The following is a 26,910-nucleotide window of genomic DNA, read 5'->3' on the forward strand; positions in this document are numbered from 1 at the left end:
ACGTACTTCGACGCAACGAACGACGCAACGAACGACGCACGACGCAAGGAGTTCACGTGTCGCACAGCGCAGTGCCGGACGCGCGGCCCGCGCCGGAGGGCGGCCCCGAAGGCGGGGCCGGGCCGGCGGGGGCCGTCCCCGGGGAGCCCCCGCGGAGGGAGACGCACCGGGCGAGGGCCGGGCGCCGGACCCCGGACGGGAAGCGGGCGCCGAAGCAGAGTCTGAGGATCCGGCTGCGCCGGGACCGGACGCTGCTCCTGATGACCGTACCGGCGGTGCTGCTGGTCCTGGTCTTCACCTACATACCGGTCCTCGGCAATGTGGTGGCCTTCCAGGACTACGACCCGTATCTCAGCGCGAACGGGTTCGTCGCCATGCTGGAGAGCCCCTGGACCGGGTTCGACCAATTCGAGCGGATCTTCGCCGACTCCGCGTTCTGGGCCGCCGTGCGGAACACCCTCGTGCTGTTCTTCCTCCAACTGGTGCTCTTCTTCCCGGTCCCGATCGTGTTCGCGCTGCTGATCAACAGTGTGATCAGGCCCCGGGTGCGCGCCGTGGCGCAGGCCGTCATGTACCTGCCCCACTTCTTCTCCTGGGTGCTGGTCGTCACCGTCTTCCAGCAGATCTTCGGCGGCGCGGGCATCATCGCGCAGACGCTGCGGCAGCACGGCGTCGAGGGCTTCGACCTGATGACCGACCCGGGAATCTTCAAGTTCCTGCTGACGGCCGAGGGCGTCTGGAAGGACGCCGGGTGGGGCATCATCGTCTTCCTCGCCGCGCTCTCCTCGGTCAACAACGAGCTGTACGAGGCCGCCGCCATGGACGGGGCGGGCCGCCGGCGCCGGATGTGGCATGTCACGCTGCCCGCCCTGCGTCCGGTGATCGCCCTGCTGCTGGTGCTGCGGGTCGGCGACGCACTGACCGTCGGCTTCGAGCAGATCCTGCTCCAGCGCGACGCGGTGGGACGGGACGCGGCGGAGGTGCTGGACACCTTCGTGTGGTGGACGGGCATCCGGAACCAGGACTTCAGCTATGCGGCGGCGGCCGGTCTGATCAAAGGCGTCATCGGTCTGGGCCTGGTCCTCACCGCCAACAAGGTGGCCCACCTCATGGGCGAGCAGGGGGTATACAAAAAGTGAGCGCCACGGACACGGCCACCGACGCCTCCACCGACACCGACGCCGCGACGCGCCCCGGCACGCACACCCGCGCGGGCAAGCCGGCGCGCCCGCGCTCCCGCTGGGCCGCCCCGCCCCGCCCGGTCTGGGAGGAGGCACCCACCAGGACCGGTCTCGCAGGCAAGGCGATCGCCCTGACCGCCGCGTGTCTCGTGATCCTCTTCCCGCTCTGGATCGTGATCGTCACCAGCCTCTCGTCACGGCAGACCATCCAGGCGGCCGGCGGACTGGTGCTCGTGCCCAGGGACATCACCTTCGTCGCGTACCAGGAGCTGCTCGGCGGCGGACAGGTGCAGCGCGCCGCCCTGGTCAGCCTTGGGGTGACCCTCGTGGGCACGCTGTTCAGCATGGCGGTGTCCGTGCTGTGCGCGTACGGACTCTCCCGTACGGGCTCGCTCGGGCACCGCTGGATCCTGATGACGCTGCTGGCCACCCTGTTCTTCGGCGCCGGGCTGATCCCCACGTATCTCCTGGTGCAGGCGCTCGGGCTGACCGACACCTATCTGGCGCTGATCCTTCCGAGCGCGGTGAGCGTCTTCAACATCCTGGTCCTGCGTTCGTTCTTCATGAACATCTCCCAGGAACTCGTCGACAGCGCGCGGATCGACGGCGCGGGCGACCTGCGGATCCTCTGGCGGATCGTCATGCCGCTCTCGCGCGCGGTGATCGCGGTGATCGCGCTGTTCTACGCGGTCGGTTACTGGAGCGCCTGGTTCAACGCGTCGATCTACCTCACGGACCAGAGCATGATGCCGCTGCAGAACGTCATGATCCAACTGGTGCAGAAACAGCAGCCACCGACCGGGCTCGGCCAGCAGATCAAGACCGGCCGGCTGTCCCCCCTCTCCGTCCAGATGGCGGTCATGGTCATGGCGCTCCTGCCCGTCGCGATCGCCTCGCCCTTCGTCCAGAAGCACTTCCGAAAAGGCATGCTCACCGGCGCGGTCAAGGGCTGAACCACCGCGCCACGGGTGCCACCCCCGCTCGCACTCCCCCACCGACGGAAGGTGACGTCATGTCCGACCCGAACCAGGGCCCCAGCAGACGTACGGTACTGGCCGGGGCCTCAGGGGCGGCCGCGGCCGTAGCCCTGACCGGCCCGTCCGCGCTCGCCGCGCCGCGGTCCTCCCACGCGCCCCGGGCCACCGACCGGGTGGCGGCCGCGCAGGCGTACACCTGGCGGACGGCTGCCATCGGCGGCACCGGGTTCATCACCGGAGTGCTCTTCCACCCCAAGGTGAAGGGGCTCGCCTACGCCCGTACCGACATCGGCGGCGCCTACCGCTGGGACGACACGGCCCAGCGCTGGACGGCGCTCACCGACCACCTCGGCTGGGACGACTACAACCTGCTCGGCGTCGAGGCCATCGCCGTCGATCCGGCCGACACCGACCGGCTGTATCTCGCTCTCGGCGCGTACGCGCAGTCCTGGGCGGGCAACGGGGCCGTGCTGCGCTCGGCGGACCGGGGCGCCACGTGGAGACGTACCGACCTGTCCGTGAAGCTCGGTGGCAACGAGGACGGCCGGGGCACGGGCGAGCGGCTGCTCGTCGACCCGCGCGACAGCGCCGTCCTGTATCTCGGCACCCGGCACGACGGACTGCTCAAGTCCACGGACCGGGGAGCGACTTGGGCCACCGCGTCCTTCCCCGCCGCGGCGAACGCGAGCGGCCAGGGCATCACCTTCCTCGTGGCCGCCGAACGTGTCGTCTACGCCGGCTGGGGCGACGGCGGCAGCGCCCTGTACCGGACGAGGGACGGCGTCACATGGGAGTCCGTCCCCGGCCAGCCGTCCTCCGCGGCCACACGTGTGCCGGTCCGCGCTGCCTTCGACACCAACACCCGCTCCCTGTACGTCACGTACGCCAACACGCCGGGTCCCAACAACCAGACGGACGGGGCCGTCCACCGGCTCGACACCGCCACCGGGGCGTGGAGCGATGTGACCCCCGTCAAGCCGTCGGGCGGTGACGCCTTCGGCTACGGGGGCGTGGCGGTCGACGCCCTGGTCGCCGGCACGGTGGTCGTCACCACCAACAACCGCTGGGGCCCGGTCGACACGCTCTACCGGTCCACCGACGGCGGCCGGAGCTGGACCTCTCTCAAGGACACGGCAGTGCTGGACGTCCGGGAGACGCCGTATCTCAACTGGGGTGGTTCCGCACCCAAGTTCGGCTGGTGGATCCAGGCCGTCGGCATCGATCCGTACGACTCCAGGCACCTGGTGTACGGGACCGGTGCGACGCTCTTCGGGACCCGCGACCTGGTGCACTGGGCGCCGCAGATCCGGGGTCTGGAGGAGTCGGCGGTACGGCAGTTGATCGCGCCGCCCGCCGGGGGCGCCCAGCTGCTCAGCGGCCTGGGCGACATCGGGGTGATGTACCACGACACACTGACCGCCTCCCCGTCCCGGGGCATGGCCTCGAACCCGGTCTTCGGCTCGGCGACCGGCCTGGCGATGGCCGCGCTGAAGCCCGCCGTTGTCGTCCGGGCCGGCTGGGGCGACCAGGGCAACGGCGCGCTCTCGACGGACGGCGGCAGGAGCTGGCGCCCCTTCGCGACGCAGCCCGCGATCGCGTCGACCGCTCCCGGACCGATCGCGGTGAATGCCGACGGCTCCACCCTGCTGTGGTCGTTCGTCCACTGGGACGGCACGAAACACCCCGGATTCCGCTCCACCGACAGCGGTGCCACCTGGCGTGAGGTGCCCACGTTCCCCAAGGGCGCGGTGCCGGTCGCCGACCCCGTGGACCGCACGCGGTTCTACGTGTACGACACGGACGGCGGCGCCGTGTACCGGTCCACGGACGCGGGCGCCACCTTCGTGAAGGGCGCGAGCGGACTGCCCTCCGGTGACGTCCAGTTCCGCGTCGCCGCGGCCCCGGGGCGGACGGGTGATCTCTGGCTCTCGGCCAAGTGGAACGGTCTGTACCGGTCCACCGACGGAGGCTCCTCCTTCACCAAGGTGACCAGTTGCTGGGGCTCGTACGCCCTCGGCTTCGGCAAGTCCGCGACGGCCGGCGGTTATCCCGCGATCTTCCAGACCGGCGCGACGGAGAACTTCGTCGGTGTGTACCGCTCCGACGACACCGGGGCGAGCTGGACCCGGATCAACGACGACACCCATCAATGGGGATGGACCGGCGAGACGATCACCGGCGACCCCCGAGTCCACGGCCGGGTGTACCTGGGCACCAACGGCCGTGGCATCCAGTACGGAGACCCCGCCTGATGCCTTCCCTGCACGACTCCACACGTGGCCGCATCCTCTTCGGCGGCGACTACAACCCCGAGCAGTGGCCGGAGGAGACCTGGCTGGAGGACGTACGGCTGATGAAGGAGGCCGGCGTCAACTCCGTCACCCTGGGGGTCTTCTCCTGGGCCAGGATCGAACCCCGGCCCGGGGCACGGGACTTCGGCTGGCTGGACCGGCTGATGGATCTGATGCGGCTGAACGGCATCGGGGTGGTACTGGCCACGCCGACCTGCTCCCCGCCGCCCTGGATGGGCTCGCGCCACCCGGAGACACTGCCGCGCGACGAGGACGGCCGGACGGTGTGGTGGGGCTCGCGCCAGCAGTTCTGCCCCAGTTCACCGGTCTACCGCGGTTACGCGGCCGCCCTCACCGAGGATCTCGCGGCCCGGTACGGCGGACATCCGGCGCTGCGCATGTGGCACATCAACAACGAGTACTGCACCCACTGCTGGTGCGACGAGACGGCACGCCACTTCCGGACCTGGCTGCGCGCGCGGCACGGCACGATCGACGCGCTCAACGAGGCGTGGGGCACCGCCTTCTGGAGTCAGCGCTACGACACCTGGGACGAGATCATCCCGCCGCGCCGCGCCCAGTACATGAAGAACCCGGCTCAGGTGCTGGACTTCCGGCGCTTCACGTCCGACGCGCTGCTGGAGTGTTACGTGGCCGAACGGGACATCGTCGCCCGGCACACGCCGCGGACCCCTGTGACCAGCAATTTCATGCCGCTCTGGTCCGGGCAGGACGCCTGGAAGTGGGCGGAGCACGAGGATGTCGTCTCCGTCGACCTCTATCCGGACCCGAGGGACCCGCACGGCGGCCAGTACAACGCGATGCTCGGTGACATGACACGTTCCCAGGCGCGGGGACCGTGGGCGCTGCTGGAGCAGGCCGCCGGGGCGGTCAACTGGCGGGGCGTCAACCATCCCAAGCCCCGTGGCCTCAACCGCCTCTGGTCCCTCCAGTCGGTCGCCCACGGCGCCGACGCCATCTGTTACTTCCAGTGGCGCCAGTCGCGGCAGGGCGCCGAGAAGTTCCACTCCGGCATGCTGAGTCACGCGGGCGAACAGGGCCGCACCTTCCAGGAGGTCAAGCGGATCGGGTCCGAACTCGCCCTGCTGGGGCCGCTCCTGGAGGGCACCGGGGTGCGGAGCGAGATCGCGATCCTGCACGACTGGGACTCCTGGTGGGCGGACCAGCAGGACGGCCGGCTCTCCGCGCACGTCGACTACCCGGAGATCGTACGTTCCTGGCACCGCGCCCTGTGGGAGTCGAACCTCCCCACGGCCTTCGCCCGTCCCGACCACGATCTGAGCGCGTACCGGCTGGTGGTCGTGCCACACCTGTACCTGCTGGACGACATCGCGATCGACAACCTGGTCCGGTACGTGCGGGACGGGGGCACGCTCGTGTCCGGCTTCCTGACCGGCGTCGCGGACCAGGACGACCGGGTGCGCGCGGGCGGTATGGACGCACGGCTGCGCGAGCTGTTCGGTATCCGTACGGTCCACGAGTGGTGGCCGCTCGACGCGGACGAGACCGTGGAGTGCGACGGATTCAGCGCCACCCTGTGGTCCGAGGAGCTGGAGGTGTCGACGGGCGAGACCGTCGCCTCGTACGGGAGCGGGGAGCTGACCGGGCTCCCGGCGATCGTGCGCAACGGCCGCGCGTGGTACGTCTCGACGCTTCCCGAACCGGCGGCGCTGCGGGCGCTGCTGGCCCGGGTGGCGGGCGACGCGGGCGCCCGGCCGGTGCTGGACGGACTGCCCCAGGGGGTGGAGGCGGTACGCCGCGGCGAGCTGCTCTTCCTCCTCAACCACGGCGCGAAGAGTGTCACCGTCCCGGTCCCCGGCCGCCATCAGGACCTGCTCGGCAAGCGGTGCGTGGACGGCTCGGTCGAGCTGGAACGCCATGGTGTGGCCCTCCTGCGGGCGCGCACACCCGCCTGACGCATGCCCCTCGAACCCGCGCCCCCGTGCACGCGCAACGCATGAGGGCGCCCCGGACCTCCGCCGGCTCCCCCACGGTCCGACCGGTCCACGATCCGGTCGGCCCCTCGGCCCTGCCCGACGGAGCCGCCGCCTCACCCGAGGCCGCGGTATCTCCCCCACCCATGGAAGGGACACCATGGCACGTCGCACCCTCACCGGCCTGCTGCTCGCCCCCGCGGCCGCGTTCGCCGCACTCGTCGGATTCGCCGCCGCCCCCGCTCAGGCGGCCGTCTGGTCCTCGTCGGACCAGTGGGGCACGTACAACACCTCCGACGGCTACACCCTCTACAACAACATCTGGGGTTCGGGCGCGGGCTCCCAGACCATCTGGGCCAACTCCTCGTCGAACTGGGGCGTGTGGGCCAACCACCCGAACACCGGAGGCATCAAGTCGTACCCCAACGCCAAGAAGGTGATCGGAAAGCCCCTCAACTCCCTGTCGTCGCTCAGGAGCGGCTACAACGTCACGGTGCCGTCGGCGGGTGCCTACAACACCTCGTACGACATCTGGGACAGCGACTACGACTACGAGGTCATGCTCTGGGTGAACTACAACGGCGCCGTGGGCCCGCTCGGCACCGCGCAGGGCACGGCGACACTCGGTGGCCACACCTGGACCGTCTACAAGGGGACCAACGGCAGCAACGAGGTCTTCTCGTTCCTGCGCACGTCGGACTCCAACTCCGGCACGGTGGACATCCTGCCGATCCTCAAGTGGATCAAGGACACCAAGGGCTGGTGGGGCAACGAGACCATCGGTGACGTCCAGTTCGGCTACGAGGTCACCTCGTCCTCCGGCGGGCTGAACTTCACGACGAACAGCTTCTCCGTCTCGGGCGGCTGACGTCGGCCCGGTCCGGAACGGAGCCTGACACGGACTCAGGACAGCGGGTCCCCGGGCACGGCCCGGGGACCCGCGCTCTCCCGTACGGTCAGCTCCGGCTTCAGCAGCACAACCTCGTCGGTGCCGCGCCCGGCGAGCTTGGCGACCACCTGCTCGACCGCGTGCCGCCCCATCTCCTGGGCCGGGACGGCGACCGAGGTGAGCGGGACGGAGGCATGGACGGCCACCTGATCGGGGCAGATCGCGACCACCGAGACGTCCTCCGGAACGGCTCGGCGCTGCTGGCGCAGCAGGGCCAGCAGCGGGTCGGTGGCGGCCTCGTTCTGGACGACGAAGGCGGTGGTGCCGGGGCGTTCGTCGAAGATCCGGCCGACGGTGGCGGAGACAGCGGCGTAACTGCCCTCGCAGGGACGGTGCAGCAGCCGCAGGCCGAGTTCCTGACTGCGCTCGCGCAGCCCGCTGAGTGTGCGCTCGGCGAATCCGGTGAGCCGCTCGTACACCCCGGGCGCCTCGCCGATGACGGCTATCTCCCGGTGGCCGAGCCCGGCCAGATGATCGGCGCACAGCGCGCCGGCCGCGGCGAAGTCGAGGTCCACGCAGCTGAGTCCGACCGTGTCGGCGGGCAGCCCGATCAGAACCGCGGGCCGGTGTGCCTCCCGCAGCGGCGGCAGCCGGTCGTCGTGCAGTTCGACGTCCATCAGGATCATCGCGTCCGCGAGCGCGCTGCCCTCGATCCGGCGCACGGCCGTCGGCCCCTCCTCGCCGGTCAGCAGCAGGACGTCGTAGCCGAAGGTGCGGGCGGTGGTGGCGACGGCGAGGGCGATCTCCATCATCACCGGTACGTACATGTCGGTGCGCAGCGGCATCATCAGCGCGATGATGTTCGACCGGCTGCTGGCCAGCGCGCGGGCCCCGGCGTTGGGGTGGTAGCCGAGCTGCTCGATACTGCGCTCGACGCGTTCGCGGGTGGTGGTGGAGATGGACCTCTTGCCGCTCAGGACGTAGCTCACGGTGCTGGCGGAGACTCCGGCATGCTGAGCGACATCGGCGAGGGTGACCATTCAGCTCTCCAGGGCAGACCGTCGGTGAAGCACTCCATCGGTGAAGCGCTTCGACGCATGTGCCTTCGAGGTTAAGTCGCACGACTATGACCTGTCCATAGGTGGATCGAAGCGCTTCGACACCTGGCCCACACATACGTACGCGCGGGCATCCGCTCCCTTCGCGCAGCGTAGTGAAGTCGGGCGTCACGGCCGTCGCCTCCACAGGGGGCCTGTGGGGGCGACGGCCGTGGACGGTCAGCCGCGGGCGGTCAGCCGCGGGCCATCGTGCCCAGGATCACAGCGGTCAGCGCGGCGCGCTCCACCAGGCCGGTGACGGTGGTGTGTTCGGTGCGGGCGTGCGCGCCGGAGCCGATCGCGCCGATGCCGTCCAGCACCGGGAGGCCGGCGGCGACGACGAAGTTGCCGTCGCTGGCGCCGCCCACCGCGGTCTCCCGCAGTTCGTACCCGAGCAGGGCCGCGCAGTCGCGTGCCAGGTCGGCCAACTCCGCGACTGCCGGGGTGCGTTCGAAGACCGGGCGGTTCCAGTCGCCGGTCACCTCGACCGAGGTACGCGGATCGACCGGCCGCGGCGCGGCCAGGGCCGCACCGACGCGGGCCTGTTCGGCGGCGGTGGCGACCCTGATGTCGAGGCGGCCGACGGCCCGGCCCGCCGTGACATTGCTGCGGGTGCCGCCCTCGATCACACCGACGTTCAGCGACGTGCCCGCCTGCGGATCGCGCAGCGCGCCCAAGCGGAGGATCTGGTGGGCCAGTTCCTCGACCGCGCTGGCGCCGGCCGTGGGATCGAGGCCCGCGTGTGCCTCCTGGCCGGTGACCGTGACGGTGAACAGGCCGACGCCCTTGCGCGCGGTCTTGATGGCACCGTCGGCGGCGGCTTCGAAGACCAGGGTGGCGCGGCTGTCACGTGCCTCGGCGACGATGGCGTCGCCGGAGGCGAGGCTGCCGGTCTCCTCGTCCCCGTTGAGCATGAGTGTGCAGGCCGGGCGGGGCAGCCCGAGGGCGTCCAGGGCGCGCAACGCCCAAACCGCCTGCACCAGGCCCGCCTTCATGTCGAAGACACCGGGCCCGGTGAGCCGGTCGCCGTCGCGCTCGAAGGGCCACTCGGCCAATGTGCCGGTGGGCCATACGGTGTCGTAGTGGCCGAGCAGCAGGACGGGGCGCTCGCCGGTGCCGGCGTAGCGGCGGACCAGGATGTCACCGGCCTCCTCGCACTCCCGCACCTCTTCCGTGTACGCGGTGCCGAGCGCGTCGTCGAGCCAGCCCCGCAGCCAGGACAGGCAGGCGGCCAGTGCCCGGGGGTCGTCGCTGGCGCTCTCCTGGGAGGTGTACCGGGCCAGGTCGCGGACCATCTCCTCCTGGCGAGCGGCCAGCCAGGCCCGTACGGCTTCGGCTTGTGCGGCATCGGCTCGTGCGGATGCGGCCTCTACGGATGCGGCGTCGGCCCGCACGTCGTCGGACCCCGGGACGGGCGGTGCGGCAGCGGGCACGGCGCCCGGTCCCGCCAGCCGGTCCAGCGCGTCCAGGCGCGACTCCGCCATCAGCTCCGGGGTGCGCTCCAGCTCCCGGAGTCCTTCGATCACGGCCCGCAGCACCGGAGTCGCGACCCCGTGGCGGTCGGCCAGTTCGAAGACGTCGGCGTAGTGCGTGGTCACCTCGACCGGCCTGCGCCGTACGGCCAGATCCCGCCAGATCCCGCTGCGGTCCTTGGACTGGGTGCGCAGCCAGGCGGTGAGCCGGCCGGTGGCGGCGCGGCGGGCCGCGGGGTCGGCGCCGCGCCGGAACGCCTCGGGTTCGAAGGCGTCGAACGCCTCCAGGGTGATGCCCAGCGTGTCGGCCACGTCGAAGACTTCGGCGGCCACCGTGTCCATCGCGGGACCGTGCCGGTCGATCAGTTCGGCCATCGGCGCGTCGGCCAGCGCGGTGGCCGCCAGCATGGCGCCGAATCCGGCCTTGGCCCACAGATAGCCCTCGACATTGTCGCTGGCCACGGCCGGTCCCCAGCTCCGCAGGTCGTCCACGAGGCGGCTGACCCGCGGGGAGACGGGCGCGCCGCCCCGCTCGCCGATCACCAGGGCTCCGGCGCCGCCGTCGAGGACCACACCGGGCTCGATCACATCGGCGAAGATGTTGACGAAGGCCGCGACGGTGCGTTCCGGCCCGATCCGCCGGGCTATCAGGTCCTCGTTGAAACCGTTCTGGATCGAGACGACCCAGCCGTCCGGCGCCAGCCGGGGGGCGATCCAGCGCAGCGCCGTGTCGGTGGCCTGCGCCTTGACGGCCAGCAGGACACGGTGGACGGTGCGGTCGAACTCGTCGGGGGTGGCGGCCTCGACGGGCACGCTCTCGCGGTGCTCACCTCGGGCGACGGTCAGACCATGGGCGCGGATCGCGGCCACGTGCGCCCCGTCGGCGTCGATGACGCGCACCCGGTGGCCGGCCCTGGCCAGGCTGAAGGCGAGGGTGCCGCCGATGGCTCCGGCTCCCACCACCGTGTAGGTGTCGTCGCGCGTGTCGCTCATACGGGGTGTCCTTCCGCGGCGTCGGCCGGTCGGTGGGGGGTGTGGTGCGCGTGCGGTGCGTCCTGGCCGCCCGGTGCGGGCGATCCGCTCCGGGCGTGGTCGTCCGGCGGCCGGATCCGGGGCAGGTGGAGGGCGCCGGTGCTGGAGCCGCCGTCCACCCGCAGGATCTCGCCGGTGATCCAGGAGGCGTCGGCGCCGGCGATCCAGCGGACCGCGCGGGCGATGTCGCGGGGGGTGCCGGGCCGCCCGAGGGGGTTGGCGCCGATCGCCGCCGCGTACTCCTCGGAGACCGGGTTGCAGTCGCTGTCGACCGGGACGAAGCCGGGGCTGACGGCGTTGACCCGGATGCCGTGCGCGCCCAGTTCCAGGGCGGCGGCACGCGTGGCCATCTCCAGCGCGGCCTTGGAGCTGGCGTACGGTCCGCCGCCGGGGCGGGCCCGCAGCGCGGAGCCCGAGGAGATGTTGACCACCGCGCCCGTCCTGCCGTGCTCGACGGCCAGCCGGGCGAAGGCGGCGGTGGCCAGCACCGGGGCCCGCAGGTTGACGGCGAAGAGCCGGTCCCACTCCTCGGCGCGCAGGTCGGCCATGTCCAGGGACGGGTAGACGCCCGCCGCGTTGACCAGGACGTCGACCGGTCCCTGGGACTCCCACGCCCGGTGTACCAGGTCCGCCGGGGCCTCCGGGCCGGTCAGGTCGACGGTGTGGGCGCTGCCGCCGAGCCGTACGGCGGTCTCTTCCAGCGCCGCGCGGTCGCGGTCGGCGAGGGTGACGGCGGCGCCCTCGGCGGTGAACTCCTCGGCGATCGCCCGTCCGATGCCGCCGGCGGCGCCGGTGACGAGGACATGCGTCATCAGTGGAACTCCTTGTCCTTGGTCTCGGGCATGGTGAGGTAGACGAGCAGGGAGATCAGCGACGCGGCCGAGACGTAGACCCACAGCAGGTCGCTGTGACCGCTCTCGTGGAGCCAGGTGGTGAGGTACGGGGCGGTGCCGCCGAAGACGGCGACGGCCAGCGCGTACGGCAGGGCGATCCCGGTGGCCCGGACCTCGGGCGGGAACTGCTCGGCCATGATCACCGCGCAGTTGGCGGAGTAGCCGAGGACCAGCAGCATCCCGGTCAGCTGCACCAGGAACAGGCTGAGGAAGCTGTCGCCCAGCAGATGCAGCAGCGGCCAGGCCAGCACCACGAAGCCGCCCGCGAACACCGCCATGGTCGGCTTGCGCCCGAGGCGGTCGGAGAGGAGGCCCGCGAACGGCAGCAGGACGACGAAGATCACCAGGCAGAGCGTCTGGGACAGCAGCGCGGTCTTGAGCGGGATGCCGGTGGTGAGATTGGCGTACGTGGGAAGGTAGTTGACCCAGATGTAGTACGTCAGCGTGCCGGCGATGGTGATACCGGCGACCCGCAGGGCGGCGGCCGGGTGCTCGACGAACATCGCCTTGAGCGGGTTGGTCCGGGTGCGTCCCGACCCCTGGGCCTCGGTGAAGGAGTCGGTGTCCTCCACCGAGACGCGCAGCCACAGGCCGACCAGACCGAGCAGGCCGCCGAGCACGAAGGCCAGCCGCCAGCCCCAGGAGTGCAGGGCGTCGTCGCTGAGCGTCGAGGTGAAGACGGTGCCGAGCAGCGAGGCGATCAGCACGCCACCGGCCACCGACACCTGCTGCCAGGATCCGGCGAACGCGCGCCGGCCACGGGCCGCGGACTCCACCAGGAACGCCGACGACGAACCGAACTCACCGCCCGCCGAGAATCCCTGGACCAGCCGGGCGAGCAGCAGGACCAGCGGGGACAGCACCCCTATGGACTCGTAGCCCGGGGTGAGCGCGATGACGAAGGCGGCGCCGGCCATCAGACCGACGGTCAGGGTCATGCCCTTCTTGCGCCCGTGCCGGTCGGCGTAGACGCCGAGCACGGCGGCGCCCACGGGCCGCATGACGAAGCCGACGGCGAAGACGGCCAGGGTGGACAGCAGGGCGACGGCTCCGTCCCCGGCCGGGAAGAACTCATCCGCGATGATCTTGACGAAGATCGAGTAGAGGGCCCAGTCGACCCATTCGACGGTGTTGCCGATGGTGCCCGCGATGATGGCCTTGCGCTGCTTGCCGCTCAGCCTGTGCGCCGCCGGCGCGGTGGCGGCCACGGTCTCGGGGGACTCGGTGCTCATGGCGTGTGCTCCGGGGATTCGTGGCGAAGCGCGGTGCGGGCGGCCTCGGCCAGTTGGGCGTGGGTGGCATACCAGACGTCCGGGTGGGCGGCGATGTGGTCCAGCAGTTCGCGCAGCACGGTCATCCGCGAGCGGTGGCCGATGACATGCGGGTGCAGGGTGAGCTGGAAGACGCCGCCGGCGCGGTAGGCGGCGTCGAACTCGTCGGTCCAGATCTCCAGCACGTCGCGCGGGCGGCTGTGCGGGCGGACCGAGCCGTAACGGTCCATCGTGAAGTACGGCGCGTCGTCCCGGATCCAGTCCACGGGGATCTCGACCAGGCCGGTGGGCCGGCCCCCGGCCAGGATCTCGTACGGCTCGTCGTCGGCCATCAGCGAGGAGTCGTAGGAGAAGCCCAGGTCGATGATGGTGTCGAGGGTCGATTCCGAGAAGTCCCAGGACGGGGTGCGGATACCGGCCGGACGCTGTCCGGTGAGGTCGGTGAGTGTGTCCAGGGCCCGGCGCACCAGCGCCTTCTCGTCCTCCCGGCCGAGCAGTGTGTTGCGCTCGTGGATCCAGCCGTGGACGGCGATCTCGTGGCCGTCGCGGGTGTAGGAGCGTACTTCCTCGGGGTGGAGCAGGGCGGAGACGGCCGGCATGAAGAACGTCGCGGGGATGCCATGGGCGGCGAGCAGCTCCAGCACCCTCGGGGCGCCGACCCGGGCGCCGTACTCCCCCTGGGCGAGAGCGCCGGGGCTTGTCTCCCCGTCGCGCAGCGGGATGGTCTCGTGGTCGGAGTCGAAGGACAGCGCGACCGCGACGCGGGCGCCGTCCGGCCACCGCTCCGGGAGCAGTGGGCGCCCGGCGCGCACCGCGTCGACGTGCCGGCGCCACTCGCTCTCCGGCCAGCGCCAGCTCTCGACGGGCGTGTTCGGGTCGGTCTGGGACATGAGGGCTCTCCACAGGGAGGTTCGGGTACGAGGGAAACGGGTGCCGAGGGAACGGGTAGGGGAAGGCGGCGTGCGACACCGGGTGTCCGGCGGGCGCCGCTCAGTCGAACTGGTCCAGCCGGGTCCAGGCGCCCTTGAGGGTCGCCAGGTGCACGGTGACATCGGAGGCGTTCAGTCCCGGCAGGGCGCCGATGACCTCGCCGGTGTAGCGGAACAGGTCGGTACGGCGCGGCAGGACCATGTGGCCCACCAGGTTGAACCGGCCGGTGGCGGCGGCCAGGAACTTGGTGCCCGAGTGACGGGCGAGCTGCCGCCCGGCTGCGTCGAGCCGGTCCGGCTCGATGGACAGCCACACCATGAACTCGGCCTCGTATCCCAGGAGTGCCGGCTCCACCAGGGTGCGGAAGTGCAGGGTGCCCCGCGCCACCAGCCGGTCCAGGGCGCGCGACACGCTGGACTCGCTGCGTTCGAGCCGGCGGGCCAGTGTGCTGACCGGCAGCCGGCCGTCCTGTGCGAGGGCGCCCGCGACGGCGTGTTCGATCTCGGAGAGCGCTTGTGGCGCCTGGTCCCAGTCCTCGCGGTCGAACGGTGTGGCCAGCGAGGCCGGCCGCAGATCGGCGGCGGCCTCGCGCGGCAGCAGACCGGTGTCCCACAGCGCCGCCGAGGTGAACGTGCGGATGACGGCGACACACTCGGTGCTGGTGATCAGGTGCGCGCCGGGCAGGTCGGTGAAGAGCAGCCGCATCAGCTGCTCGTTGTCCTGTGCGACGAAGTCGACGATCAGGTCGGCCGTGCCGGTGACCACGGCGAGGAACCGTACCTCCGGGCATTCGGCCAGCAGTTCGGCGAGCTGAAGCCCTTTGCCCGGCCGGGCGTGCACCCGTACCAGCATGGAGGAGCCGGCCCGTGTGCGGTCCAGCTCCAGGGCACCCACCACATGGACCAGCCGACGCTCGCGCAGCGCCTGGTAGCGCCGCTGCGCGGTGGTCTCGCTGGCGCCCACCCACCGGGCGATCGAACTCCACGGGGCACGGCCGTTGAGCTGGAGCGCGGCGATGACGCGGCGGTCCAGCTCATCGATCATGTCGGCGTGAGCTCGGGTGGTCATGGAGCGGGACGCTAATCATCACTCCGGCACCCGTCAACGAAGGAATCCCGCATCGCTCCTGGTCACCGGCGCGTTCTCCGACGACGGACGTGTTACGGGCGGGGAAAACCCGCAGATCGGGAGGGACGGTCCGGCGCGGTGACGGGTTGCCGGATCACCTCGCGGGCTCGGTGAATTTTTCCGTCGGACAGCTGACCGCCACCGCGCGGTACGGCGGTGGCGGTGCCGCTGTGGTAGGGGCGGCGGCCGGTGCCGGTGACGTCGGTGTCAGCCGCGCGGACCGATCTCCCGTTCCCCGTCGAAGACCGTGATCGCCATCGCCGGGCAGGAATCGGCCGCGTCGAGCACGGTCTCGTCAGGGCCGACGCTGTCGGCGAGCGGCCTGGCGCGATCGTCGTCCCCCAGGGCGAAGTACTCCGGCGCCATACCCGCGCACATGCCCGACGCCATACAGCGGTGCCCGTCGATCTCCAGCCGCCAGCCCACCGGTCACCACCCGACCGGCATGGTGCGCGGACCACGGACGATCATCTGTTCCTTCCAGACGATGTCACCGGCCTGCCGCAGACCGGGCAGCCGGGTCAGCAGGGCACGCAGCGCCTCCTGGAGTTCCACCCTGGCCAGCGGTGCGCCGAGGCAGTGATGGACGCCGTGCCCGAAGCCGAGGTGCTGGCCGACCTCGCGCCCGATGTCCAGAACTCCCGGCGCGCTGAAGCGGATCGCGTCCCGGTTGGCCGAGCCGACCGCGACCAGTACGGGTTCACCGGCCCGCACCAGCGTGCCGCCGACCTCGATGTCCTCGGTGGCGTAGCGGGGGAAGGCGGCGCCGGCTCCGAGCGGGACGAACCGCAGCAACTCCTCGACGGCGCCCGGGACCAGCGCGGGGTCCGCGCTCAGCCGCCGTAACTGTTCCGGGTGGTCGAACAGGGCGAGGACGAAGTTGGGGATCTGGGTCGCCGTGGTCTCGTGACCGGCGATCAGGATGGCGACGCACAGATCGATGAGTTCCGTCTCGGAGAGCCGGTCGTCGACGTCACGGGCCTGGATGAGCGCGGACATGAGGTCGTCGGCTGCCTCCGCGCGGTGCCGTTCGACCAGACCCGCCATATAGGCGCGGAGTTCCTCCTGCTTGGTGTGGAACTCCTCGGGTGTCAGCCCGCTGGTGGACAGCGCCGCATCGCTCCACTCCCGGAAGAGCGGCCGGTCCTCGACCGGCACACCGAGCAGTTGGCAGATCACGGCGACCGGGATCGGCAGCGCGTAGTCCTCGACGAGATCGGCGGGCGGGCCGGTCTCGATCAGTCGGTCCACGAGTCCGTCGGCGAGCCGGGCGACGTCGGGCCGCATCTTCTCGACCCGGTGGACGGTGAACGCCTTGGCCACCAGAGTGCGCAGCCGGGTGTGGTGCGGCGGGTCCATGCCGAGGATCCCGCCGGGCCGCTCCTCGGACCACTGACGCGGCGCGTCGTGATGCTCGTCCTGGGCCCGGCTGAACCGGCGGTCGCCGAGCACGAGTCGGGCGTCGGCATAACGCGTGGCCAGCCAGGCCGGTTCCCCGTACGGCAGTTGGACCCTGAGCAGCCCGGGGAGTTCCCGGGCACGGGCGTACGCGTCGGACAGCTCGATCCCGCTCGACTTGTTGAACGGGTAGCTGACGGGGTCGGCTGGTGCGTGGTGTAAGTCGGTCATCGAAGAGCCCCGATCGCGAGTGGTTGATGCACGGGTCGTTGATACGCGGGTCGTTGGTACGCGGGTCGTTGACGCACGGCTCGGTGGAACGCGGATCGCTGAAACACGGATCGCACGTGTAAGCACGCGATTACAAACCGTAGGAGGGGTATACCTCCCCGTCAACGGGGCCACCCACCAGGCGGCTTCGGTCCAGCGGCGGGCGGACGGCGTCCGGCGCACGGAGTACGGGAGGTACGACATGGCCCAGCAGCGGCCGGAGCGGCGGCGCAATGCCGCCGAGACCAGGCAGGCGCTGCTCGGCGCCGCGTCCGCGCTGTTCGCCGAGCGCGGCTTCGACGGCACCACGGTGCGGGACATCGCCCGTCGGGCCGAAGCGAATCAGGCCCTGGTCTTCCGCTATTTCGGCTCGAAGGAGTCGCTGTTCGAGGAAGTCATGGCGGGGGTGGGCCGCGACAGACTGGCAGGCACCCCCGCGGAACAGTTGCTGGCCGAAGCGCTCCGTGACCTCTTGGCGCCGGAATCCGAGCGGGACCGGTCACTGGAGGCGTTCCTGCGGTCGGGAGGCAGCGGCGGTGCGGTCTCGGCCGTACGCCGGCAGTTCGGTGAGGAGTACGCGCGGGTCCTGAGCACACTGACCGACGCCCCGGACGCGGCCCTGCGGGCGGATCTCGCTCTGTCGTGGCTGCTGGGGATCGGGCTGATGCGGGTGGTGGTCCCCAAGGAGCCGCTGTCGACGGCGGATCCGGCGCGGGTCAGCGCGTTGGTGCTCGACGCGATGGCCACTTTCCTGGAACGGGCCGACCGGACCCCGCTTCCCCCTCCGCCCGAGCCCATACCGGCGGCGCCACCGCCACCTTCACCTTCACCTTCACCTTCACCTTCACCTTCACCGAAGCGGGAACGGGAGCGGGTGCGGCCGGTGCTGTCCCGCTCGCGTGAGCCCTGAGCCCCGTCGGTACCGGACGTGCGGAAGGCGTCATATACGCCAGCCGCGGAGGTGGTCCGCCGCCTGGTAGACGCTGACCTTTCCGGACTGGATGGCGCGCACCAGTTCCACGAGAGCGCCGTACGGTGGATCGATCCCCTCGCCGGACGCGTGCATGTACGCGGCGGCCACCTGGCAGGCGTACAGGCTGTTGCGGTACGGCAGCGGCTCCAGGCGCACCAGCGTGTGGAACAGGGACGCCGCCCGCCAGGACACATCGGGTTCGCTGGTCGCCGGGCGCGGGATACGGGTCTTGTGGCGGGCGACGGCGGCGACCAGAGCCGAGTAGTCGGCCACGGACACGTCTTCCGGTACGGCCTGTTCCTGCACGTCCAGGAGCCAGGCCACATCGATGTACACGACGGGCATCAGGCGGCTTCCACCCGCTGCCTGTCCTGCGGGCGGGGCGGGACCTCGTTGGCGAACGCCTCGTCGAACTCCCCCCGGTGCTGCTCCCCCCAGGCGACGGCGTACCGGACGAACTGCAACCGCTGCTGCTCGCGGAGGGGAAGGTCGTGAACGTACTGCTTGAGCGACTTGCCCTCGGCGGCGGCGGCCGCACGGACCGCCTCGAGTTCGTCCTCGGTGAAACTGATGTTGAGTGATGGCATGCCCTTACGGTACCTAACCGGTACCTGCCACGGTAGTGAGGATCAGCGGTCCCGGACGGGGGCCGGCCCGGCCGGTCGGGTGGCGGGACGGTGTGCGGTGGAGAGCGCGGCGGTGTTCGCGCCGACGATCACGGCGATGGCGAGCCAGGCGAGGGGATCGAGTCGCTGGCCGAGGACGACGAGGCCGGCCAGGGCGGCGAAGACCGGGTTGACACTCATGAACACGCCGAAGAAGTGCGCCGGTATGCGGCGCAGGGCCAGCAGGTCGGCCAGGAACGGCACCGCCGAGGAGAGCACCCCGGCCGCCGGCGCACAGCCCAGCGCCTCGGGCGTGGGCGGGTGGTGCCACAGCACCCACGCGCCGACGGGCAGGTAGAGGGCACCGGAGACGGCCGCCGCGGCGGCCGAACCCTCCAGGCCGGGCAGCCGGCCCGACGGTCCGGTTGAGCAGGATGTAGCAGCCCCAGCACGTCGCGGCCAGCAGGGCCAGGCCGATGCCCAGGTAGTCGGTGGACGGGGTGGGGCGGGTGAGGACCACCACCGCGCCGGCCGCCGCCACCGCGGCGACCAGGTCGATACGGCGCCGGGAGCGCTCCTTGCCTTCACTCCGATCACGGATCGATCGGACGAAGTGAGAACGCTTCAAGAATCCTGAAGTTGCGTCACCAGCTCGAAGACAACCCCAAGGAGGCAGAACACCCCGGCCACGGGGACAAGGACACAGCAGGGCTCAGGTGAACTCACGGGATGTCGCACATTCCGGCCGCCCCGTTTTCGCGGACCGAGGGGGCGACGATGCCGGGACCGGTCACTTACGCTGCGTGGAAAACGTCACCTGATCAGGCCTCGCTCTTCCTTGAAGGGACACCCCTCCATGCCCAGCGATCGTCTCGACCACGCCTTGCTCGACCATGTCGAGAGCCCTGCCCCGGGACAGGGGCGACTCGCCCCGCGGGCCCGGTACCGCTCCGATGCCATGTCCCTTGATCTGGACGGGCGTTGGCGCTTCCGGCTCGCTCCGTCGGCGCGCGAGCTGACCCCGGGCTTCGAGGCGCCGGACCATGACGACACGCGGTGGGAATGGATGGACGTTCCGTCGAGCTGGCAGATGCGGGACATCGCCGGCTCCCCGCGCTTCGGCACCCCTGCCTACACCAATCTGACCTACCCCTTTCCCGTCGACCCGCCGCGTGTGCCCGACGCCAACCCCACCGGTGAGTACCGCCGGGAGTTCACACTGCCGGAGGGATGGCCGGATTCCGGGCGGAGTGTGCTGCGCTTCGAGGGTGTGGACTCGGCCTTCGCCGTGCATCTGAACGGCGTCCCGCTCGGCAACGGCAAGGGCAGCCGCCTGCCCACCGAGTTCGACGCCACCCAGGCCCTGCGTCCGGGCCGCAACGTACTGGCCGTACGCGTGCATCAGTGGTCCGCCGGCAGCTATCTCGAAGACCAGGACATGTGGTGGCTGTCCGGGATCTTCCGTTCCGTGGCGCTGCTCCACCGGCCGCTGGACGGGGTGGCGGATGTCTTCGTCCACACCGGCTACGACCCCCGCACCGGCGAGGGCACCCTGCGGGTGGAGGCCGACGCCGTCGGCAGGATCACTGTGGCGGAGCTGGGGCTCGACCTCGCCATCGGAGAGGAGGGGAGGGCCCCGGCCGATCCGTGGACCGCCGAGGCGCCCCGCCTCTACGAGGCCGAACTGACCACGGCCGGCGAACGCGTGCACCTGCGTGTCGGTTTCCGGACCGTGACGGTGGAGGACGGCCTCCTGCGGGTCAATGGCACCCCGATCCTGCTGCGCGGGGTGAACCGGCACGAGTGGGACCCGGACACCGGCCGCACGCTGAGCCCCGGGACGATGCGCCGTGACATCGAGCTGATGAAGCGGCACAACATCAACGCGGTGCGCACCAGCCACTATCCGCCCGACGGCCGGTTCCTCGACCTGTGCGACGAACTGGGTCTGTGGGTGATCGACGAGTGCGACCTGGAGACCCACGGCTTCCACCTCACCGGCTGGCGGAACAACCCGAGCGCCGAACCGAGTTGGCGCGACGCGTATCTCGACCGGATGAGCCGCATGGTCGAGCGCGACAAGAACCACGCCAGTGTCATCATGTGGTCGCTGGGCAACGAGGCCGGGACGGGCGACAATCTGCGCGCGATGGCCGACTGGGCCCACGACCGCGATCCGGGACGGCCGGTGCACTACGAGGGCGACTGGGACTGCGGCTATGTGGATGTGTACAGCCGCATGTACGCCGACCACGAGGAGACCGAGCGCATCGGCCGGGGGACGGAGGACCCCACGAAGGCCCCGGAACTGGACGCGCACCGCCGCGGGATTCCGTTCATCCTGTGCGAGTACGCCCACGCGATGGGCAACGGACCCGGCGGCCTGAGCGAGTACCAGCGGCTCTTCGAGCGGTACCCCCGCTTGCAGGGCGGTTTCGTCTGGGAGTGGATCGACCACGGCATCCGCCGGCGTACCCCCGACGGCCGGGAGTTCTTCGCGTACGGCGGAGACTTCGGCGAGGTGGTCCACGACGGCAACTTCGTGGCCGACGGGCTGGTCTTCCCCGACCGGACCCCCTCCCCCGGGCTGGCCGAGTACAAGAAGGTGATCGAGCCGCTGACGATCGGTGTCGACGCCCGGTCGCGCGCCCTCGTGGTGCGCAACGGCCTGGACTTCGCCGATACGGGACACCTGCGCCTCCACTGGCGCGTCGAGGACGAGGGGATCCTGCGCGCGGAGGGCGAACTGCCCCTGCCGGCCGTCCTGCCGGGCGACTCGGCCACGGTGGCCTGGTCCGAGGAGCTGCGCGAGGCCGCGGGGGCCGACGCGGACGGAGAGCGGTGGCTCACCGTGAGCGCGGTGCTCGCCAAGGACGAGGCCTGGGCGCCCGCCGGCCATGAAGTCGCCTGGGTACAGGAGCGGTTGGCCACTGCGGAGTCCGAATCCGACGCGGAGTCCAACTCCGGCGCGGCATCCGCGTACGACGCCGTGCCTGAACCCGCCGCCGAGCCCGCCACCGCGCGCGGGGCACTGCCCCGGCTCGACGGAGCCCGGATCGCCCTGGGGGACGGCGTCTTCGACGCGTACACGGGACGTCTCGCCGCGATCGGGACGCTGCCCGTCGACGGGCCCCGCCTCGATCTGTGGCGGGCGCCCACGGACAACGACCTGCGTGGTTTCGGCGGTTCGGTCGCCGCCGAGTGGCGCGGGGCCGGGCTGGACCGGCTGGAGCACAAGGTCCTCTCCGTCGACACGGACGACGAGGGCCTGACGGTCACCACCCGGGTGGCCGCCGCGGGCAGCGATGCCGCCATGTCGGCCGTCTACCGGTGGACGGCGCCCGCCGGCCGGCCCGGACCGCTGCGGCTCACCCTCGACGTCAGGCCCGTCGGTACCTGGGACGTGCCGCTGCCACGCCTCGGGCTGCGCGCCGCCGTTCCGGCCGGCCTGGACACGGTGACCTGGTTCGGCGCGGGACCGGGCGAGGCGTATCCGGACACCCGGACGGCCGCCCGCGTCGGCCGGTTCACCTCGGCTGTCGACGGCCTCCAGACCCCGTACCTCTTCCCGCAGGAGAACGGCAGCCGTGCCGACGTCCGCTGGGCCCGGCTGACGGACCGCACCGGCGCCACGGGGGTGCGCGTCAGCGGCCCCGAGCGCTTCTCGTTCACCGCCCGCCGCTGGACCAGCGAGGACCTGGACGCCGCGGCGCACCCCACGGATCTGGTGCCTCGCGACGCGATCCACCTGAACCTCGACGCGGCCCAGCACGGCATCGGCAGCGCGTCCTGCGGCCCCGGTGTCCTGCCGGAGTACCGCCTCAACGCCGAACCGGCCACGTTCGTCGTCGAATTCGAGGTCGAGTCCGCGGCTGAAGGACGGTGAGAGCGGCGGCCCCATGACTGCCGCCGGGGTGGCCCCCGCACCACCCCGGCGGCGGTCACAGCGCGCGGGTCAGCGCTTGATCTCCTTGATCCGCAGCATGCGCGTGATGACCTTGTCTAGCTCGTCGTCCTCGAAGACCTTCTTCCAGTCGTCCTTGACGATCGACTCACGGCCGTAGTCCATGGCGATCAGGCAGGCGTCGGAGAACGGGTTGTCGCCCTTGAGGGTGTTGGCGAGAGCGACCTGGGTGTGACCGAGGAGCATCGCGCGGGCGGCCGCCTCCGGCACACCGACGGTGTGGACCGTCTCGTGGAGCGCCTCCGTGAGCAGCGCGCCGACCATACAGGCGATGGTCTCGACCAGGGTCGGCTCCAGGACGGCGAGCTGCTTGACCGTCACCCAGTGCACGTCCACGACCGGGGCGTACATCGTACGGATCACGGCCTCGGCCAGCTCCTGGGCGGCCGGGTCGGCGCCCTCGGAGGAAGCGTCCTCGAAGGAAGCGACGACTTCCTGCGGCGCGGCGATGCCGCCGAAGGTGTCCGCGTACTCCTCCTTCGTGGTGCGCTCCAGGAAGACGGAGGGGTGGCACGGGTGGGCGACGGCGTTGTGCACGTCGTCGCGGCGGGTCAGCAGGCCGGCGTAGGCCGCGGCCGGGTCCAGCGTGAGCAGTACGGCACCGGGCTTCATCACCGGGACGAGCTGCTCGGAGACGACTCCGAGCACGACGTCCGGCACGGCCAGGATGACCACGTCCGCCTGCCGGGTGGCCTCTTCTGAGTCGGTCAGCTCGCGGCCGAGTCCGCGGATGAGCTCCTGGCCCTTGGGCGAGTTCTCGCAGAACAGCACCCGGAAGTCGCTCTTGACGAGGTTGTCGCAGACGCGCCGGCCCATCTTGCCGGCGGCACCGATGACGGTGACTGTCTTGTTCTCGGCGGCCATTACCTGCTCCTCTGAAGTGTGGTGATGCTGTGCCTGGTCCACTGGTCCTCGAGCCGGACGGTCGCCTCGAAACCCTCGTCCTGCCACGGGAGCCAGTGCTCCACGATCTGGTTGATCCGCCGCTGCTCCGGCCGTACGGTCTCGATCATGTGGGTGTAGTCGAGCAGGCCCTCGCCCAGTGGGCGGCCGGCGAGGGTGAAGCCGACCCAGCCGTCCCGCCTGCTGAAGGCGAAGTCCTTGATGTGCATGTTGACGACATACGGGGCCGTGGCGTCCACGACGTCCCGGGGGCGTTCCAGAGCGGCGACGCAGTTGCCGGGGTCGAGCACGATGCCCAGGTTGGGATCGTCGACGGCGCGGACGACGCCGAGGAGGACGTCGGTGGCGACCTGCTCGTAGGTCTCCAGACCGAGGGTGACTCCCCGCTCGGCGTACGCGGGGACGCTCTCCCGCAGGAGGAAGGTGGCCTCGGCGGCGTCGGGCCGGTGTTCGGCGCTGTTCATCATGGAGCGGACGAGTGTGACCCCGAGCTTGCCCGCCAGTTCGAGGTAGGTGGCGAGATGGCCGCGCCGGATCCCGCGCGTGCCGAGCTCCAGTGTGATGCCCAGGTCCTCGGCGGTCGCGCGGATGTCGGCGAGGCGGGCGTCGTCGAATGTCCCGATCGGTGGGTAGTCACAGATCTGGAAGACATCGCCGCCCAGCTCCCGGGTGTCGCGCAGCATCTGTTCGACCGTCAGGGGCGCTGGCGCGTAGGGGGAGTTGCGCCAGAAGTAGCAGTAGGTGCCGAGTCCGTACGCCATTACACGCTCGCCTTTCCGGCGGCACGGCCGCTCATTTCGTCAACGATCAGCTCGACCGCTTTCGGGTCGTGGGCGATGCGGCCGAGGAACAGACCGTCCGCGCCGTCGCCGAGTGTGCCGAGCAGTCCGGGGCCCGCACTGCCACCGTAGATGACGCGGCTCGTGGTGTACCGGGGGCGTGCGGCCGGCCAGTGGGCGAGGGCCACGCAGGGCGAGGGAGTGGGCTCCGGCGTCGGGGGTCCCGAGGGACCGTTCGACGTGCGGGCGGGCGCGTCCGATACGGGGGACGAGGCCGGCGGTGGCCTCGGCGGCCCGCTCGGCGGCGGTGGCGGCCCGGTCCCAGGCGGGAACGGGGCCGGCGGCGGGGGTTCCCGCGGCCTCGGCGAGAACGTCGGCGAACGGAACGAGGACATCCACCATCGTCTGGTCACCGACCTCCGCCTTTCCTCGTCGCCGGACCTCGGCGGACGCCTCCCTCACGCCGTGCGCCACGGTGCGCGCGGTGGGGCGTTCGGTCTCCCCGAGCGCGGCGACCACGGCGTGCAGCAGTACGCCCCACAGGGCGCCGGAGGTGCCCGCCATGTCGAAGCCGGTCACCAGCTCGCCGACCTCAGGCTCCACGGTCTCGACGCCCGCCTCGGAGAGGAGTTGGGCGACCCGGCGGTAAGACGACGAAGAGTTCCTCGTACGTGACCGAGCCGAGCCCGTCGAGGATGACCGCGGCGCGCTCTCCGTGCGGCCTCGCGACGCCTTCGGGGAGTTCGGCGAGCAGTGAGGAGACCAGCAGTCCGGCGGCCTCGTCGGCGCTCGGCACGCCCCGCTCGCGGATGCCGGACTCGCCGTGGATGCCGAGACCGGCCGCCATCCTGCCCTCGTCCACGGTGAACAGGGGGTGATCGGCGCCGGGGAGCGTACAGCCGCCGAAGGCGATCCCGAAGGAGCGGGTACGGGCATTGGCGTGCGGGGCCGTCCGGACGGGCCTCGTCCAGCGAGCGGCCCTGTTCGGCCGCTGTCGCGGCGGCCTTGGACACCGGGAGGTCACCGGCGATGCCCCACCGCTTGTCCGGATCGGCCGGGCCCGCGCTGGAGATGTCGTCGGTGACGGCCACACAGCGTGCCTCGATGCCCTGCGCGTTCAGCTGTTCGGCGGCCTGCCCGAAGTGGAGGATGTCGCCCGCGTAGTTGCCGTACATGAGCAGAACACCGCCGCCGGCGTGGGCGCCCCGCGCGACCTCACGGATCTGCCGGGCGGACGGGGAGGCGAAGACGTTGCCGACCGCGGCGCCGTGGGCCAGGCCGGGGCCCACCAGACCCGAGAAGGCCGGGTAGTGGCCGGATCCGCCGCCGATGACGACGGCGGCCTGGCCCGGGGCGATGGGCGCCCTGCGCACGACACCGCCGGACAACACGGGCCGCACCCAGCGGCGGTGGGCCGCGACGAAGCCCTTCGAGCGCCTCGTCGGCGAAGGCGGCGGGAGCGTTGAACAAGCGGGTCATGTCAGAAGCGGCTGTTCGGCGGGGTCGGTGGGACCGGCGGGACGGCGCCGGGCAAGGGCGATCATGAGAACCGCGGAAAGGATCATGAAGCCGCCCACGACGAACATGGACAGCGTGTAGCTGCCGCTGAAGTCCCTGAGCCAGCCGGTGATGTAGCCGGCCGCGAAGCCCGCGATGTTGCCGACCGTGTTGATCAGGGCGATCCCCGCGGCCGCGGCGGCGCCGGCGAGGAAGCGGGAGGGGATCGACCAGAACACCGGCAGCGCCGCGAAAATGGCGCACGCCGTCACGGTGATCACGGCGATGGTGGCGGCCGGCGAGTTCATGAACAGGGCGAGCGGGATGGAGATACCGCCGATGACGGCCGGTCCCGCGACATGCCAGGTGCGTGTCCCGTGCCGGGTGGCGTTCCGGGACCAGAAGAAGAGGACGACCGCGGCCGGTACATAGGGGATGGCGGTGATCAGCGCCTCCTGCATCACGCTGAACGACGTGCCGAAGCCCTGCTGGAAGCCCTCGATGATGGTCGGCAGGAAGAAGGCCAGCGCGTAGAGGCCGTAGACGAATCCGAAGTAGACCATCGCGAGAACCCAGACCCGGCCGCTGCGGAAGGCTTCCTTGAGCGCCTCACGGCCATGGCTGCGCTCCGAGTGGCCCGTCTTGGTCGCGTTCTCGGCGGCCAGTGCCCCGGTGAGCCACTCCTTCTCGTCCGCCGTCAGCCACCGGGCGTCGGAGGGGCGGTCGATCAGGTAGAACCAGGCGACGACGCCGAGGAGGATCGCCGGGATCGACACGAACAGGAACATCACGCGCCAGCCCTCGAGGCCGAACAGGCCGTGCTGGCCGATCAGCCAGCCCGCGAGCGGGGCTCCGACGACCGTGGTCAGCGGCTGCGCGAGGTAGAAGAGCGCGAGCACGCGCGTACGGTGCCGGGTGGGCACCCACTGGCTGAGGAAGAGGATCGCCCCGGGGAAGAAGCCCGCCTCGGCGACACCGAGCAGGAAGCGCAGGGCGTACAGCTGCTCGGTGCTCTGCACCCAGGTGAACAGCAGTGACACGATGCCCCAGGTCACCATGATCCTGGACAGCCAGCGGCGGGCGCCGAAGCGGTGCAGCGCCATGTTGCTGGGGACCTCCAGGGCGATGTATCCGATGAAGAAGACCCCGGACGCGAACCCGAACTGCGCCGCGGTGAGCGCCAGGTCCCGCCCCATCCCGTTCGGCTCCGCGAAGGACACCGCGGTGCGGTCCAGATAGTTCACGAAGAACATCAGGGCCACGAACGGAACGAGCCGGAGCGAGACCTTCCTGATCGCTGTTTTCTCCACTGCGGATGGCGCGGATGGCGCGGACGACAACGCGGTGGCACCCATGGCGACTCCTCGGCTGCGCCGGACAGCTCTGTCCGGATTGGGGGGCATAG

The 26,910-nt window shown here is 71.1% G+C and carries 20 protein-coding genes and 2 pseudogenes; 7 read left to right on the forward strand and 15 right to left on the reverse strand.

Annotation, left to right across the window (positions count from 1 at the left end):
- The first annotated feature begins 56 nt into the window (after positions 1-56).
- The 5 genes from ACIOJD_RS31240 (at position 57) to ACIOJD_RS31260 (ending at position 7,272) form a co-directional block, all read left to right on the forward strand.
- The gene (locus ACIOJD_RS31240) at positions 57-1,139 is read left to right on the forward strand and encodes an ABC transporter permease (RefSeq protein WP_401919512.1); all 1,083 of its coding nucleotides are present in this window, start codon (positions 57-59) and stop codon (positions 1,137-1,139) included.
- A complete protein-coding gene (locus ACIOJD_RS31245) occupies positions 1,136-2,134 on the forward strand; it encodes a carbohydrate ABC transporter permease (protein WP_401919514.1) in 999 nt (332 codons plus the stop codon). Before ACIOJD_RS31240 ends, ACIOJD_RS31245 begins: the two co-directional genes overlap by 4 nt.
- Positions 2,135-2,193: 59 nt before the next feature.
- A complete protein-coding gene (locus ACIOJD_RS31250; protein ID WP_401919516.1) occupies positions 2,194-4,410 on the forward strand; it encodes a 1,4-beta-glucanase in 2,217 nt (738 codons plus the stop codon).
- Positions 4,410-6,386, forward strand: coding sequence for a beta-galactosidase (locus ACIOJD_RS31255; RefSeq protein ID WP_401919518.1), 1,977 nt, complete (start codon positions 4,410-4,412; stop codon positions 6,384-6,386). The genes ACIOJD_RS31250 and ACIOJD_RS31255 overlap by 1 nt, the downstream gene beginning before the upstream one ends.
- Before the next feature lie 178 nt (positions 6,387-6,564).
- Positions 6,565-7,272: a hypothetical protein gene (locus tag ACIOJD_RS31260; protein WP_401919520.1), complete on the forward strand. Its 708-nt coding sequence runs from the start codon at positions 6,565-6,567 to the stop codon at positions 7,270-7,272.
- Between the two features lie 35 nt (positions 7,273-7,307).
- Here the strand turns inward: ACIOJD_RS31260 and ACIOJD_RS31265 are convergent, their stop codons facing one another.
- From ACIOJD_RS31265 to ACIOJD_RS31300, 8 genes are all read right to left on the reverse strand, one after another.
- Positions 7,308-8,333 (reverse strand): LacI family DNA-binding transcriptional regulator, encoded by a 1,026-nt coding sequence (locus tag ACIOJD_RS31265; protein WP_401919521.1) that lies wholly within the window; start codon positions 8,331-8,333, stop codon positions 7,308-7,310.
- Positions 8,334-8,584: 251 nt separating this feature from the next.
- Positions 8,585-10,855, reverse strand: coding sequence for a 2-dehydropantoate 2-reductase (locus tag ACIOJD_RS31270; RefSeq protein WP_401919522.1), 2,271 nt, complete (start codon positions 10,853-10,855; stop codon positions 8,585-8,587).
- Entirely contained in the window at positions 10,852-11,706 is an 855-nt protein-coding gene (locus ACIOJD_RS31275) for an SDR family NAD(P)-dependent oxidoreductase (protein ID WP_401919523.1), read from the reverse strand. The genes ACIOJD_RS31270 and ACIOJD_RS31275 overlap by 4 nt, the downstream gene beginning before the upstream one ends.
- Complete coding sequence (locus ACIOJD_RS31280) at positions 11,706-13,019, reverse strand: MFS transporter (protein WP_401919525.1); 1,314 nt, start codon at positions 13,017-13,019, stop codon at positions 11,706-11,708. The genes ACIOJD_RS31275 and ACIOJD_RS31280 overlap by 1 nt, the downstream gene beginning before the upstream one ends.
- Positions 13,016-13,948, reverse strand: coding sequence for a polysaccharide deacetylase (locus tag ACIOJD_RS31285; RefSeq protein WP_401919527.1), 933 nt, complete (start codon positions 13,946-13,948; stop codon positions 13,016-13,018). Before ACIOJD_RS31285 ends, ACIOJD_RS31280 begins: the two co-directional genes overlap by 4 nt.
- 100 nt (positions 13,949-14,048) lie before the next feature.
- Entirely contained in the window at positions 14,049-15,032 is a 984-nt protein-coding gene (locus ACIOJD_RS31290) for an Lrp/AsnC family transcriptional regulator (protein WP_401919743.1), read from the reverse strand.
- A gap of 291 nt (positions 15,033-15,323) precedes the next feature.
- Complete coding sequence (locus ACIOJD_RS31295; RefSeq protein ID WP_401919528.1) at positions 15,324-15,542, reverse strand: ferredoxin; 219 nt, start codon at positions 15,540-15,542, stop codon at positions 15,324-15,326.
- Positions 15,543-15,545: 3 nt separating this feature from the next.
- Positions 15,546-16,745, reverse strand: a complete 1,200-nt coding sequence (locus tag ACIOJD_RS31300) for a cytochrome P450 (RefSeq protein WP_401919529.1) — start codon at positions 16,743-16,745, stop codon at positions 15,546-15,548.
- A 241-nt stretch (positions 16,746-16,986) separates the two neighbouring features.
- Here ACIOJD_RS31300 and ACIOJD_RS31305 point away from each other — a divergent pair, with 241 nt between their 5' ends.
- Complete coding sequence (locus ACIOJD_RS31305) at positions 16,987-17,694, forward strand: TetR family transcriptional regulator (RefSeq protein ID WP_401919530.1); 708 nt, start codon at positions 16,987-16,989, stop codon at positions 17,692-17,694.
- A gap of 30 nt (positions 17,695-17,724) precedes the next feature.
- On the opposite strand, the gene ACIOJD_RS31310 is transcribed toward ACIOJD_RS31305, so the two are convergent.
- From ACIOJD_RS31310 to ACIOJD_RS31320, 3 genes and pseudogenes are all read right to left on the reverse strand, one after another.
- Entirely contained in the window at positions 17,725-18,102 is a 378-nt protein-coding gene (locus tag ACIOJD_RS31310) for a toxin Doc (protein WP_401919532.1), read from the reverse strand.
- Positions 18,102-18,344, reverse strand: a complete 243-nt coding sequence (locus ACIOJD_RS31315; protein WP_401919533.1) for a hypothetical protein — start codon at positions 18,342-18,344, stop codon at positions 18,102-18,104. Before ACIOJD_RS31315 ends, ACIOJD_RS31310 begins: the two co-directional genes overlap by 1 nt.
- A 42-nt stretch (positions 18,345-18,386) precedes the next feature.
- A pseudogene (locus ACIOJD_RS31320) lies at positions 18,387-18,933 on the reverse strand (EamA family transporter); the annotation flags it as partial.
- Positions 18,934-19,218: 285 nt separating this feature from the next.
- Here ACIOJD_RS31320 and ACIOJD_RS31325 point away from each other — a divergent pair.
- Positions 19,219-22,248, forward strand: coding sequence for a glycoside hydrolase family 2 TIM barrel-domain containing protein (locus ACIOJD_RS31325; protein WP_401919535.1), 3,030 nt, complete (start codon positions 19,219-19,221; stop codon positions 22,246-22,248).
- A 69-nt stretch (positions 22,249-22,317) separates the two neighbouring features.
- Here the strand turns inward: ACIOJD_RS31325 and ACIOJD_RS31330 are convergent, their stop codons facing one another.
- The 4 genes and pseudogenes from ACIOJD_RS31330 to ACIOJD_RS31345 all read right to left on the reverse strand — a co-directional run bounded on the left by ACIOJD_RS31330 (position 22,318) and on the right by ACIOJD_RS31345 (position 26,860).
- On the reverse strand, positions 22,318-23,190 hold the full coding sequence (locus tag ACIOJD_RS31330; protein ID WP_401919537.1) for a phosphogluconate dehydrogenase C-terminal domain-containing protein: 873 nt from the start codon (positions 23,188-23,190) through the stop codon (positions 22,318-22,320).
- A complete protein-coding gene (locus tag ACIOJD_RS31335; protein ID WP_401919539.1) occupies positions 23,190-23,990 on the reverse strand; it encodes a sugar phosphate isomerase/epimerase family protein in 801 nt (266 codons plus the stop codon). The genes ACIOJD_RS31330 and ACIOJD_RS31335 overlap by 1 nt, the downstream gene beginning before the upstream one ends.
- A gap of 207 nt (positions 23,991-24,197) precedes the next feature.
- Positions 24,198-25,487: pseudogene (locus tag ACIOJD_RS31340) on the reverse strand (dihydroxyacetone kinase subunit DhaK); the annotation flags it as partial.
- Positions 25,484-26,860: an MFS transporter gene (locus tag ACIOJD_RS31345; RefSeq protein ID WP_401919540.1), complete on the reverse strand. Its 1,377-nt coding sequence runs from the start codon at positions 26,858-26,860 to the stop codon at positions 25,484-25,486. The gene ACIOJD_RS31345 and the pseudogene ACIOJD_RS31340, both read right to left, overlap by 4 nt.
- Between the last annotated feature and the right edge of the window lie 50 nt (positions 26,861-26,910).

Origin of the sequence: Streptomyces sp. NPDC088116 (genome assembly GCF_044741745.1) — a bacterium.
GTDB lineage: Bacteria > Actinomycetota > Actinomycetes > Streptomycetales > Streptomycetaceae > Streptomyces.